Consider the following 13590-nt stretch of genomic DNA (forward strand, 5'->3'; position numbering starts at 1 on the left):
CATCAAAATGGTTGTTACCCTGATCCACCCGATCGCGATGGACGACGGTCTGCGTTTCGCAATCCGTGAAGGCGGCCGTACCGTTGGCGCGGGCGTTGTAGCAAAAGTTCTGAGCTAATTGCCGATAACATTTGACGCAATGCGCACTAAAAGGGCATCATTTGATGCCCTTTTTGCACGCTTTCGTACCAGAACCTGGCTCATCAGTGATTTTCTTTGTCATAATCATTGCTGAGACAGGCTCTGTTGAGGGCGTATAATCCGAAAAGCTAATACGCGTTTCGATTTGGTTTGCCTCGCGATCGCGGGGTGAAAATGTTTGTAGAAAACTTCTGACAGGTTGGTTTATGAGTGCGAATACCGAAGCTCAAGGAAGCGGGCGCGGCCTGGAAGCGATGAAGTGGGTCGTTGTGGTGGCATTGCTCTTGGTGGCGATTGTCGGCAACTACCTTTATCGCGACATTATGCTGCCGCTGCGTGCGCTGGCCGTAGTAATTCTGATTGCTGCAGCGGGTGGTGTCGCGCTGTTAACGACAAAAGGTAAAGCTACCGTTGCTTTTGCCCGTGAAGCGCGTACCGAAGTCCGTAAGGTCATTTGGCCGACTCGCCAGGAAACATTGCACACCACGCTGATTGTGGCTGCGGTTACCGCAGTAATGTCACTGATCCTGTGGGGACTGGATGGTATTCTGGTTCGCCTGGTATCCTTTATCACTGGCCTGAGGTTCTGAGATGTCTGAAGCTCCTAAAAAGCGCTGGTACGTCGTTCAGGCGTTTTCCGGTTTTGAAGGCCGCGTAGCAACGTCGCTGCGTGAGCATATCAAATTACACAACATGGAAGATTTGTTTGGTGAAGTCATGGTACCAACCGAAGAAGTGGTTGAAATCCGTGGCGGTCAGCGTCGCAAAAGCGAACGTAAATTCTTCCCTGGCTACGTCCTCGTTCAGATGGTGATGAACGACGCGAGCTGGCACCTGGTGCGCAGCGTACCGCGAGTGATGGGCTTCATCGGCGGTACTTCCGATCGTCCTGCGCCAATCAGCGATAAAGAAGTCGATGCGATTATGAACCGCCTGCAGCAGGTTGGTGATAAGCCGCGTCCGAAAACGCTGTTTGAACCGGGTGAAATGGTCCGTGTTAATGATGGTCCGTTCGCTGACTTCAACGGTGTTGTTGAAGAAGTGGATTACGAGAAATCTCGTCTGAAAGTGTCTGTTTCTATCTTCGGTCGTGCGACCCCGGTAGAGCTGGACTTCAGCCAGGTTGAAAAAGCCTAACCCAGCGATCAAAAAAGCGGCGATTTAATCGTTGCACAAGGCGCGAGATTGGAATACAATTTCGCGCCTTTTGTTTTTATGGGCCTTGCCCGTAAAAACGATTTTTTATATCACGGGGAGCCTCTCAGAGGCGTTATTACCCAACTTGAGGAATTTATAATGGCTAAGAAAGTACAAGCCTATGTCAAGCTGCAGGTTGCAGCTGGTATGGCTAACCCGAGTCCGCCAGTAGGTCCGGCTCTGGGTCAGCAGGGCGTAAACATCATGGAATTCTGCAAAGCGTTCAACGCAAAAACTGATTCCATCGAAAAAGGTCTGCCGATTCCGGTAGTAATCACCGTTTACGCTGACCGTTCTTTCACTTTCGTTACCAAGACCCCGCCGGCAGCAGTTCTGCTGAAAAAAGCGGCTGGTATCAAGTCTGGTTCCGGTAAGCCGAACAAAGACAAAGTGGGTAAAATTTCCCGCGCTCAGCTGCAGGAAATCGCGCAGACCAAAGCTGCCGACATGACTGGTGCCGACATTGAAGCGATGACTCGCTCCATCGAAGGTACTGCACGTTCCATGGGCCTGGTAGTGGAGGACTAAGAAATGGCTAAACTGACCAAGCGCATGCGTGTTATCCGCGAGAAAGTTGATGCAACCAAACAGTACGACATCAACGAAGCTATCGCACTGCTGAAAGAGCTGGCGACTGCTAAATTCGTAGAAAGCGTGGACGTAGCTGTTAACCTCGGCATCGACGCTCGTAAATCTGACCAGAACGTACGTGGTGCAACTGTACTGCCGCACGGTACTGGCCGTTCCGTTCGCGTAGCCGTATTTACCCAAGGTGCAAACGCTGAAGCTGCTAAAGCTGCAGGCGCAGAACTGGTAGGTATGGAAGATCTGGCTGACCAGATCAAGAAAGGCGAAATGAACTTTGACGTTGTTATTGCTTCTCCGGATGCAATGCGCGTTGTTGGCCAGCTGGGCCAGGTTCTGGGTCCGCGCGGCCTGATGCCAAACCCGAAAGTGGGTACTGTAACACCGAACGTTGCTGAAGCGGTTAAAAACGCTAAAGCTGGCCAGGTTCGTTACCGTAACGACAAAAACGGCATCATCCACACCACCATCGGTAAAGTGGACTTTGACGCTGACAAACTGAAAGAAAACCTGGAAGCTCTGCTGGTTGCGCTGAAAAAAGCAAAACCGACTCAGGCGAAAGGCGTGTACATCAAGAAAGTTAGCATCTCCACCACCATGGGTGCAGGTGTTGCAGTTGACCAGGCTGGCCTGAGCGCTTCTGTAAACTAATGCCTTTACGTGGGCGGTGATTTTGTCTACAATCTTACCCCCACGTATAATGCTTAATGCAGACGTATATCCGAGATATTCGGGTTGTGGCAAGGCGGCAACTGAGTGAGTCGCCAGGAGCATAGCTAACTATGTGACTGGTGCGAATGAAGGAAGCCAACGCCGCCACAAGTTGAATAGCGACGGATAGAAAAGATTTGTTCGTTGGAGCCTGGCCTATCCAGGCCTCCGTCGAAGACCGCAGGAGTTTCGCAAGAAACTTAATCCCCTGCGTAGACGGTGACAGAACGCTAAGATTATTCTTTTATATTCTGGCTTGTTTCTGCTCACCGTAATTAAGACGCTCTCTCCGTTTGGAGGAGTGAAGTGAGTTCCAGAGATTTTCTCTGGCAAACATCCAGGAGCAAAGCTAATGGCTTTAAATCTTCAAGACAAACAAGCGATTGTTGCTGAAGTCAGCGAAGTAGCCAAAGGCGCGCTGTCTGCAGTAGTTGCGGATTCCCGTGGCGTAACTGTAGATAAAATGACTGAACTGCGTAAAGCAGGTCGCGAAGCTGGCGTATACATGCGTGTTGTTCGTAACACCCTGCTGCGCCGTGCTGTTGAAGGTACTCCGTTCGAGTGCCTGAAAGACGCGTTTGTTGGTCCGACCCTGATTGCATACTCTATGGAACACCCGGGCGCTGCTGCTCGTCTGTTCAAAGAGTTCGCGAAAGCGAATGCAAAATTTGAGGTCAAAGCCGCTGCCTTTGAAGGTGAGCTGATCCCGGCGTCTCAGATCGACCGCCTGGCAACTCTGCCGACCTACGAAGAAGCAATTGCACGCCTGATGGCAACCATGAAAGAAGCTTCGGCTGGCAAACTGGTTCGTACTCTGGCTGCTGTACGCGATGCGAAAGAAGCTGCTTAATCGCAGTTATCTTTTTAACGCATTCGCTTACGTATAAACTTATTCTGATATTCAGGAACAATTTAAATGTCTATCACTAAAGATCAAATCATTGAAGCAGTTGCAGCTATGTCTGTAATGGACGTTGTAGAACTGATCTCTGCAATGGAAGAAAAATTCGGTGTTTCCGCTGCTGCTGCTGTAGCTGTAGCTGCTGGCCCGGTTGAAGCTGCTGAAGAAAAAACTGAATTCGACGTAATTCTGAAAGCTGCTGGCGCTAACAAAGTTGCTGTTATCAAAGCAGTACGTGGCGCAACTGGCCTGGGTCTGAAAGAAGCTAAAGACCTGGTAGAATCTGCACCGGCTGCTCTGAAAGAAGGCGTGAGCAAAGACGACGCAGAAGCACTGAAAAAAGCTCTGGAAGAAGCTGGCGCTGAAGTTGAAGTTAAATAAGCCAACCCTTCCGGTTGCAGCCTGAGAAATCAGGCTGATGGCTGGTGACTTTTTAGTCACCAGCCTTTTGCGCTGTAAGGCGCCAGTAGCGTTTCACACTGTTTGACTACTGCTGTGCCTTTCAATGCTTGTTTCTATCGACGACTTAATATACTGCGACAGGACGTCCGTTCTGTGTAAATCGCAATGAAATGGTTTAAGCGTGATAGCAACAGGCATTGCGGAAAGTGTTCCATTTTCCGGTCAACAAAATAGTGTTGCACAAACTGTCCGCTCAATGGACAGATGGGTCGACTTGTCAGCGAGCTGAGGAACCCTATGGTTTACTCCTATACCGAGAAAAAACGTATTCGTAAGGATTTTGGTAAACGTCCACAAGTTCTGGATGTACCTTATCTCCTTTCTATCCAGCTTGACTCGTTTCAGAAATTTATCGAGCAAGATCCTGAAGGGCAGTATGGTCTGGAAGCAGCTTTCCGTTCCGTATTCCCGATTCAGAGCTACAGCGGTAATTCCGAGCTGCAATACGTCAGCTACCGCCTTGGCGAACCGGTGTTTGACGTCCAGGAATGTCAAATCCGTGGCGTGACCTATTCCGCACCGCTGCGCGTTAAACTGCGTCTGGTGATCTATGAGCGCGAAGCGCCGGAAGGCACCGTAAAAGACATTAAAGAACAAGAAGTCTACATGGGCGAAATTCCGCTCATGACAGACAACGGTACCTTTGTTATCAACGGTACTGAGCGTGTTATCGTTTCCCAGCTGCACCGTAGTCCGGGCGTCTTCTTTGACTCCGACAAAGGTAAAACCCACTCTTCGGGTAAAGTGCTGTATAACGCGCGCATCATCCCTTACCGTGGTTCCTGGCTGGACTTCGAATTCGATCCGAAGGACAACCTGTTCGTACGTATCGACCGTCGCCGTAAACTGCCTGCGACCATCATTCTGCGCGCCCTGAACTACACCACAGAGCAGATCCTCGACCTGTTCTTTGAAAAAGTTATCTTTGAAATCCGTGATAACAAGCTGCAGATGGAACTGGTGCCGGAACGCCTGCGTGGTGAAACCGCATCTTTTGACATCGAAGCTAACGGTAAAGTGTACGTAGAAAAAGGCCGCCGTATCACTGCGCGCCACATTCGCCAGCTGGAAAAAGACGACGTCAAACTTATCGAAGTCCCGGTTGAGTACATCGCAGGTAAAGTGGTTGCTAAAGACTATATTGATGAGTCTACCGGCGAGCTGATCTGCGCAGCGAACATGGAGCTGAGCCTGGATCTGCTGGCTAAGCTGAGCCAGTCTGGTCACAAGCGTATCGAAACGCTGTTCACCAACGATCTGGATCACGGCCCATATATCTCTGAAACCTTACGTGTCGACCCAACTAACGACCGTCTGAGCGCACTGGTAGAAATCTACCGCATGATGCGCCCTGGCGAGCCGCCGACTCGTGAAGCAGCTGAAAGCCTGTTCGAGAACCTGTTCTTCTCCGAAGACCGTTATGACTTGTCTGCGGTTGGTCGTATGAAGTTCAACCGTTCTCTGCTGCGCGAAGAAATCGAAGGTTCCGGTATCCTGAGCAAAGACGACATCATTGATGTTATGAAAAAGCTCATCGATATCCGTAACGGTAAAGGCGAAGTCGATGATATCGACCACCTCGGCAACCGTCGTATCCGTTCCGTTGGCGAAATGGCGGAAAACCAGTTCCGCGTTGGCCTGGTACGTGTAGAGCGTGCGGTGAAAGAGCGTCTGTCTCTGGGCGATCTGGATACCCTGATGCCTCAGGATATGATCAACGCCAAGCCGATTTCCGCAGCAGTGAAAGAGTTCTTCGGTTCCAGCCAGCTGTCTCAGTTTATGGACCAGAACAACCCGCTGTCTGAGATTACGCACAAACGTCGTATCTCCGCACTCGGCCCAGGCGGTCTGACCCGTGAACGTGCAGGCTTCGAAGTTCGAGACGTACACCCGACTCACTACGGTCGCGTATGTCCAATCGAAACCCCTGAAGGTCCGAACATCGGTCTGATCAACTCTCTGTCCGTGTACGCACAGACTAACGAATACGGCTTCCTTGAGACTCCGTATCGTAAAGTGACCGACGGTGTTGTAACTGACGAAATTCACTACCTGTCTGCTATCGAAGAAGGCAACTACGTTATCGCCCAGGCGAACTCCAACCTGGATGAAGAAGGCCACTTCGTAGAAGATCTGGTAACTTGCCGTAGCAAAGGCGAATCCAGCTTGTTCAGCCGCGACCAGGTTGACTACATGGACGTATCCACCCAGCAGGTGGTATCCGTCGGTGCGTCCCTGATCCCGTTCCTGGAACACGATGACGCCAACCGTGCATTGATGGGTGCGAACATGCAACGTCAGGCCGTTCCGACTCTGCGCGCTGATAAGCCGCTGGTTGGTACTGGTATGGAACGTGCTGTTGCCGTTGACTCCGGTGTAACTGCGGTAGCTAAACGTGGTGGTGTCGTTCAGTACGTGGATGCTTCCCGTATCGTTATCAAAGTTAACGAAGACGAGATGTATCCGGGTGAAGCAGGTATCGACATCTACAACCTGACCAAATACACCCGTTCTAACCAGAACACCTGTATCAACCAGATGCCGTGTGTGTCTCTGGGTGAACCGGTTGAACGTGGCGACGTGCTGGCAGACGGTCCGTCCACCGACCTCGGTGAACTGGCGCTTGGTCAGAACATGCGCGTAGCGTTCATGCCGTGGAATGGTTACAACTTCGAAGACTCCATCCTCGTATCCGAGCGTGTTGTTCAGGAAGACCGTTTCACCACCATCCACATTCAGGAACTGGCGTGTGTGTCCCGTGACACCAAGCTGGGGCCGGAAGAGATCACCGCTGACATCCCGAACGTGGGTGAAGCTGCGCTCTCCAAACTAGATGAATCCGGTATCGTTTACATTGGTGCGGAAGTGACCGGTGGCGACATTCTGGTTGGTAAGGTAACGCCGAAAGGTGAAACTCAGCTGACCCCAGAAGAAAAACTGCTGCGTGCGATCTTCGGTGAGAAAGCCTCTGACGTTAAAGACTCTTCTCTGCGCGTACCAAACGGTGTATCCGGTACGGTTATCGACGTTCAGGTCTTTACTCGCGATGGCGTAGAAAAAGACAAACGTGCGCTGGAAATCGAAGAAATGCAGCTCAAACAGGCGAAGAAAGACCTGTCTGAAGAACTGCAGATCCTCGAAGCGGGTCTGTTCAGCCGTATCCGTGCTGTGCTGGTAGCCGGTGGCGTTGAAGCTGAGAAGCTCGACAAACTGCCGCGCGATCGCTGGCTGGAGCTGGGCCTGACAGACGAAGAGAAACAAAATCAGCTGGAACAGCTGGCTGAGCAGTATGACGAACTGAAACACGAGTTCGAGAAGAAACTCGAAGCGAAACGCCGCAAAATCACCCAGGGCGACGATCTGGCACCGGGCGTACTGAAGATTGTTAAGGTATATCTGGCGGTTAAACGCCGTATCCAGCCTGGTGACAAGATGGCAGGTCGTCACGGTAACAAGGGTGTAATTTCTAAGATCAACCCGATCGAAGATATGCCTTACGATGAAAACGGTACGCCGGTAGACATCGTACTGAACCCGCTGGGCGTACCGTCTCGTATGAACATCGGTCAGATCCTCGAAACCCACCTGGGTATGGCTGCGAAAGGTATCGGCGACAAGATCAACGCCATGCTGAAACAGCAGCAAGAAGTCGCGAAACTGCGCGAATTCATCCAGCGTGCGTACGATCTGGGCGCTGACGTTCGTCAGAAAGTTGACCTGAGTACCTTCAGCGATGAAGAAGTTATGCGTCTGGCTGAAAACCTGCGCAAAGGTATGCCAATCGCAACGCCGGTGTTCGACGGTGCGAAAGAAGCAGAAATTAAAGAGCTGCTGAAACTTGGCGACCTGCCGACTTCCGGTCAGATCCGCCTGTACGATGGTCGCACTGGTGAACAGTTCGAGCGTCCGGTAACCGTTGGTTACATGTACATGCTGAAACTGAACCACCTGGTCGACGACAAGATGCACGCGCGTTCCACCGGTTCTTACAGCCTGGTTACTCAGCAGCCGCTGGGTGGTAAGGCACAGTTCGGTGGTCAGCGTTTCGGGGAGATGGAAGTGTGGGCGCTGGAAGCATACGGCGCAGCATACACCCTGCAGGAAATGCTCACCGTTAAGTCTGATGACGTGAACGGTCGTACCAAGATGTATAAAAACATCGTGGACGGCAACCATCAGATGGAGCCGGGCATGCCAGAATCCTTCAACGTATTGTTGAAAGAGATTCGTTCGCTGGGTATCAACATCGAACTGGAAGACGAGTAATTCTCGCTCAAACAGGTCACTGCTGTCGGGTTAAAACCCGGCAGCGGATTGTGCTAACTCCGACGGGAGCAAATCCGTGAAAGATTTATTAAAGTTTCTGAAAGCGCAGACTAAAACCGAAGAGTTTGATGCGATCAAAATTGCTCTGGCTTCGCCAGACATGATCCGTTCATGGTCTTTCGGTGAAGTTAAAAAGCCGGAAACCATCAACTACCGTACGTTCAAACCAGAACGTGACGGCCTTTTCTGCGCCCGTATCTTTGGGCCGGTAAAAGATTACGAGTGCCTGTGCGGTAAGTACAAGCGCCTGAAACACCGTGGCGTCATCTGTGAGAAGTGCGGCGTTGAAGTGACCCAGACTAAAGTACGCCGTGAGCGTATGGGCCACATCGAACTGGCTTCCCCGACTGCGCATATCTGGTTCCTGAAATCGCTGCCGTCCCGTATCGGTCTGCTGCTCGATATGCCGCTGCGCGATATCGAACGCGTACTGTACTTTGAATCCTATGTGGTTATCGAAGGCGGTATGACCAACCTGGAACGTCAGCAGATCCTGACTGAAGAGCAGTATCTGGACGCGCTGGAAGAGTTCGGTGACGAATTCGACGCGAAGATGGGTGCGGAAGCAATCCAGGCTCTGCTGAAGAGCATGGATCTGGAGCAAGAGTGCGAACAGCTGCGTGAAGAGCTGAACGAAACCAACTCCGAAACCAAGCGTAAAAAGCTGACCAAGCGTATCAAACTGCTGGAAGCGTTCGTTCAGTCTGGTAACAAACCAGAGTGGATGATCCTGACCGTTCTGCCGGTACTGCCGCCAGATCTGCGTCCGCTGGTTCCGCTGGATGGTGGTCGTTTCGCGACTTCTGACCTGAACGATCTGTATCGTCGCGTCATTAACCGTAACAACCGTCTGAAACGTCTGCTGGATCTGGCTGCGCCGGACATCATCGTACGTAACGAAAAACGTATGCTGCAGGAAGCGGTAGACGCCCTGCTGGATAACGGTCGTCGCGGTCGTGCGATCACCGGTTCTAACAAGCGTCCTCTGAAATCTTTGGCCGACATGATCAAAGGTAAACAGGGTCGTTTCCGTCAGAACCTGCTCGGTAAGCGTGTTGACTACTCCGGTCGTTCTGTAATCACCGTAGGTCCATACCTGCGTCTGCATCAGTGCGGTCTGCCGAAGAAAATGGCGCTGGAGCTGTTCAAACCGTTCATCTACGGCAAGCTGGAACTGCGTGGTCTTGCTACCACCATTAAAGCTGCGAAGAAAATGGTTGAGCGCGAAGAAGCTGTCGTTTGGGATATCCTGGACGAAGTTATCCGCGAACACCCGGTACTGCTGAACCGTGCACCGACTCTGCACCGTCTGGGTATCCAGGCATTTGAACCGGTACTGATCGAAGGTAAAGCTATCCAGCTGCACCCGCTGGTTTGTGCGGCATATAACGCCGACTTCGATGGTGACCAGATGGCTGTTCACGTACCGCTGACGCTGGAAGCCCAGCTGGAAGCGCGTGCGCTGATGATGTCTACCAACAACATCCTGTCCCCGGCGAACGGCGAACCAATCATCGTTCCGTCTCAGGACGTTGTTCTGGGTCTGTACTATATGACCCGTGACTGTGTTAACGCCAAAGGCGAAGGCATGGTGCTGACTGGCCCGAAAGAAGCAGAACGTCTGTATCGCTCTGGTCTGGCTTCTCTGCATGCGCGCGTTAAAGTGCGTATCACCGAGTATGAAAAAGATGCAAACGGTGAATTAGTAGCGAAAACCAGCCTGAAAGACACGACTGTTGGCCGTGCCATTCTGTGGATGATTGTACCGAAAGGTCTGCCTTACTCCATCGTCAACCAGGCGCTGGGTAAAAAAGCAATCTCCAAAATGCTGAACACCTGCTACCGCATTCTCGGTCTGAAACCGACCGTTATTTTTGCGGACCAGATCATGTACACCGGCTTCGCCTATGCAGCGCGTTCTGGTGCATCTGTTGGCATCGATGACATGGTCATCCCGGAGAAGAAACACGAAATCATCTCCGAGGCAGAAGCAGAAGTTGCTGAAATTCAGGAGCAGTTCCAGTCTGGTCTGGTAACTGCGGGCGAACGCTACAACAAAGTTATCGATATCTGGGCTGCGGCGAACGATCGTGTATCCAAAGCGATGATGGATAACCTGCAAACTGAAACCGTGATTAACCGTGACGGTCAGGAAGAGAAGCAGGTTTCCTTCAACAGCATCTACATGATGGCCGACTCCGGTGCGCGTGGTTCTGCGGCACAGATTCGTCAGCTTGCTGGTATGCGTGGTCTGATGGCGAAGCCGGATGGCTCCATCATCGAAACGCCAATCACCGCGAACTTCCGTGAAGGTCTGAACGTACTCCAGTACTTCATCTCCACCCACGGTGCTCGTAAAGGTCTGGCGGATACCGCACTGAAAACTGCAAACTCCGGTTACCTGACTCGTCGTCTGGTTGACGTGGCGCAGGACCTGGTGGTTACCGAAGACGATTGTGGTACCCATGAAGGTATCATGATGACTCCGGTTATCGAAGGTGGTGATGTTAAAGAGCCGCTGCGCGATCGCGTACTGGGTCGTGTAACTGCTGAAGACGTTCTGAAGCCGGGTACTGCTGATATCCTCGTTCCGCGCAACACGCTGCTGCACGAACAGTGGTGTGACCTGCTGGAAGAGAACTCTGTCGACGCGGTTAAAGTACGTTCTGTTGTATCTTGTGACACCGACTTTGGTGTATGTGCGCACTGCTACGGTCGTGACCTGGCGCGTGGCCACATCATCAACAAGGGTGAAGCAATCGGTGTTATCGCGGCACAGTCCATCGGTGAACCGGGTACACAGCTGACCATGCGTACGTTCCACATCGGTGGTGCGGCATCTCGTGCGGCTGCTGAATCCAGCATCCAGGTGAAAAACAAAGGTAGCATCAAGCTCAGCAACGTGAAGTCGGTTGTGAACTCCAGCGGTAAACTGGTTATCACTTCCCGTAATACTGAACTGAAACTGATCGACGAATTCGGTCGTACCAAAGAAAGCTACAAAGTACCTTACGGTGCGGTACTGGCGAAAGGCGATGGCGAACAGGTTGCTGGCGGCGAAACCGTTGCAAACTGGGACCCGCACACCATGCCGGTTATCACCGAAGTAAGCGGTTTTGTACGCTTTACTGACATGATCGACGGTCAGACCATTACTCGTCAGACAGACGAATTGACCGGTCTGTCTTCGCTGGTGGTTCTGGATTCCGCAGAACGTACCGCAGGTGGTAAAGATCTGCGTCCGGCACTGAAAATCGTTGATGCTCAGGGTAACGACGTTCTGATTCCGGGTACCGATATGCCTGCGCAGTACTTCCTGCCGGGTAAAGCGATTGTTCAGCTGGAAGATGGCGTACAGATCAGCTCTGGTGACACCCTGGCGCGTATTCCGCAGGAATCCGGCGGTACCAAGGACATCACCGGTGGTCTGCCGCGCGTTGCGGACCTGTTCGAAGCACGTCGTCCGAAAGAGCCGGCAATCCTGGCTGAAATCAGCGGTATCGTTTCCTTCGGTAAAGAAACCAAAGGTAAACGTCGTCTTGTTATCACCCCGGTAGACGGTAGCGATCCGTACGAAGAGATGATTCCGAAATGGCGTCAGCTCAACGTGTTCGAAGGTGAACGTGTAGAACGTGGTGACGTAATTTCCGACGGTCCGGAAGCGCCGCACGACATTCTGCGTCTGCGTGGTGTTCATGCTGTTACTCGTTACATCGTTAACGAAGTACAGGACGTATACCGTCTGCAGGGCGTTAAGATTAACGATAAACACATCGAAGTTATCGTTCGTCAGATGCTGCGTAAAGCTACCATCGTTAACGCGGGCAGCTCCGACTTCCTGGAAGGCGAACAGGTTGAATACTCTCGCGTCAAGATCGCAAACCGCGAACTGGAAGCGAACGGCAAAGTGGGTGCAACTTACTCCCGCGATCTGCTGGGTATCACCAAAGCGTCTCTGGCAACCGAGTCCTTCATCTCCGCGGCATCGTTCCAGGAGACCACTCGCGTGCTGACCGAAGCAGCCGTTGCGGGCAAACGCGACGAACTGCGCGGCCTGAAAGAGAACGTTATCGTGGGTCGTCTGATCCCGGCAGGTACCGGTTACGCGTACCACCAGGATCGTATGCGTCGCCGTGCTGCGGGTGAAGCTCCGGCTGCACCGCAGGTGACTGCAGAAGACGCATCTGCCAGCCTGGCAGAACTGCTGAACGCAGGTCTGGGCGGTTCTGATAACGAGTAATCGTTAATCCGCAAATAACGTAAAAACCCCGCTTCGGCGGGTTTTTTTATGGGGGGAGTTTAGGGAAAGAGCATTTGTCAGAATATTTAAGGAATTTCTGAATACTCATAATCAATGTAGAGATGACTAATATCCTGAAACTGACTGAACTAATTGAGTCAAACTCGGCAAGGATTCGATACTATTCCTGTGTAACTTTCTTAAGGAACGAGAATGAAACAGGAAGTGGAAAAGTGGCGACCTTTTGGACATCCGGATGGTGATATTCGTGATTTATCATTTCTTGATGCTCATCAGGCTGTCTACGTTCAGCATCATGAGGGCAAAGAGCCTTTAGAGTATCGCTTTTGGGTTACCTACTCTCTTCACTGCTTCACAAAAGATTATGAACATCAGACGAACGAAGAAAAACAATCGTTAATGTACCACGCGCCTAAAGAATCTCGTCCCTTCTGCCAGCACCGTTATAACTTAGCGCGCACACACTTAAAAAGAACTATTTTGGCGCTGCCAGAAAGCAACGTTATTCATGCCGGGTATGGTAGCTATGCCGTGATTGAGGTGGACTTAGACGGAGGAGATAAGGCATTTTACTTTGTTGCGTTCAGGGCTTTCAGGGAAAAGAAAAAACTCCGTTTGCATGTAACTAGCGCTTATCCCATTTCTGAAAAACAGAAAGGTAAATCGGTAATGACTCCAACTTATTGATAGTGTTTTATGTTCAGATAATGCCCGATGACTTTGTCATGCAGCTCCACCGATTTTGAGAACGACAGCGACTTCCGTCCCAGCCGTGCCAGGTGCTGCCTCAGATTCAGGTTATGCCGCTCAATTCGCTGCGTATATCGCTTGCTGATTACGTGCAGCTTTCCCTTCAGGCGGGATTCATACAGTGGCCAGCCATCCGTCATCCATATCACCACGTCAAAGGGTGACAGCAAGCTCATAAGACGCCCCAGCGTCGCCATAGTGCGTTCACCGAATACGTGCGCAACAACCGTCTTCCGGAGCCTGTCATACGCGTAAA

The 13590-nt window shown here is 51.6% G+C and carries 10 protein-coding genes and 1 pseudogene; 10 read left to right on the forward strand and 1 reads right to left on the reverse strand.

The window, feature by feature from the left end; genetic code table 11:
• The 10 genes from BFF42_RS01280 to BFF42_RS01325 all read left to right on the forward strand — a co-directional run.
• On the forward strand, positions 1-118 hold a 118-nt coding region (locus BFF42_RS01280), incomplete at its 5' end, for an EF-Tu C-terminal domain-related protein (RefSeq protein WP_000531012.1).
• Between the two features lie 229 nt (positions 119-347).
• On the forward strand, positions 348-731 hold the full coding sequence (secE, locus tag BFF42_RS01285; RefSeq protein ID WP_001275702.1) for a preprotein translocase subunit SecE: 384 nt from the start codon (positions 348-350) through the stop codon (positions 729-731).
• A 1-nt stretch (position 732) separates the two neighbouring features.
• Positions 733-1278 carry a transcription termination/antitermination protein NusG gene (gene nusG, locus BFF42_RS01290; RefSeq protein WP_001287516.1) on the forward strand — a complete coding sequence of 182 codons (546 nt, stop codon included), beginning with the start codon at positions 733-735 and terminating at the stop codon, positions 1276-1278.
• Between the two features lie 159 nt (positions 1279-1437).
• Entirely contained in the window at positions 1438-1866 is a 429-nt protein-coding gene (gene rplK, locus BFF42_RS01295; RefSeq protein ID WP_001085926.1) for a 50S ribosomal protein L11, read from the forward strand.
• 3 nt (positions 1867-1869) lie between these two features.
• Positions 1870-2574 (forward strand): 50S ribosomal protein L1, encoded by a 705-nt coding sequence (gene rplA / locus BFF42_RS01300; protein WP_001096684.1) that lies wholly within the window; start codon positions 1870-1872, stop codon positions 2572-2574.
• A gap of 412 nt (positions 2575-2986) precedes the next feature.
• Positions 2987-3484, forward strand: coding sequence for a 50S ribosomal protein L10 (rplJ, locus tag BFF42_RS01305; RefSeq protein ID WP_001207201.1), 498 nt, complete (start codon positions 2987-2989; stop codon positions 3482-3484).
• A gap of 66 nt (positions 3485-3550) precedes the next feature.
• Positions 3551-3916 carry a 50S ribosomal protein L7/L12 gene (rplL, locus tag BFF42_RS01310; RefSeq protein WP_000028878.1) on the forward strand — a complete coding sequence of 122 codons (366 nt, stop codon included), beginning with the start codon at positions 3551-3553 and terminating at the stop codon, positions 3914-3916.
• A 318-nt stretch (positions 3917-4234) separates the two neighbouring features.
• The gene (gene rpoB, locus BFF42_RS01315; RefSeq protein ID WP_000263098.1) at positions 4235-8263 is read left to right on the forward strand and encodes a DNA-directed RNA polymerase subunit beta; all 4029 of its coding nucleotides are present in this window, start codon (positions 4235-4237) and stop codon (positions 8261-8263) included.
• A gap of 76 nt (positions 8264-8339) precedes the next feature.
• Positions 8340-12563 carry a DNA-directed RNA polymerase subunit beta' gene (gene rpoC, locus BFF42_RS01320; RefSeq protein WP_000653944.1) on the forward strand — a complete coding sequence of 1408 codons (4224 nt, stop codon included), beginning with the start codon at positions 8340-8342 and terminating at the stop codon, positions 12561-12563.
• A gap of 213 nt (positions 12564-12776) precedes the next feature.
• Positions 12777-13271, forward strand: coding sequence for a stationary phase growth adaptation protein (locus BFF42_RS01325; protein ID WP_039059705.1), 495 nt, complete (start codon positions 12777-12779; stop codon positions 13269-13271).
• Here the strand turns inward: BFF42_RS01325 and BFF42_RS01330 are convergent.
• Positions 13265-13590 (reverse strand): annotated as a pseudogene (locus BFF42_RS01330) (IS1-like element IS1B family transposase); the annotation flags it as partial. The gene BFF42_RS01325 and the pseudogene BFF42_RS01330 sit on opposite strands and share 7 nt — an antisense overlap.

The sequence above is a fragment of the Shigella sp. FC1661 genome (assembly GCF_001712525.1).
Taxonomy (GTDB): Bacteria; Pseudomonadota; Gammaproteobacteria; order Enterobacterales; family Enterobacteriaceae; genus Escherichia; species Escherichia coli.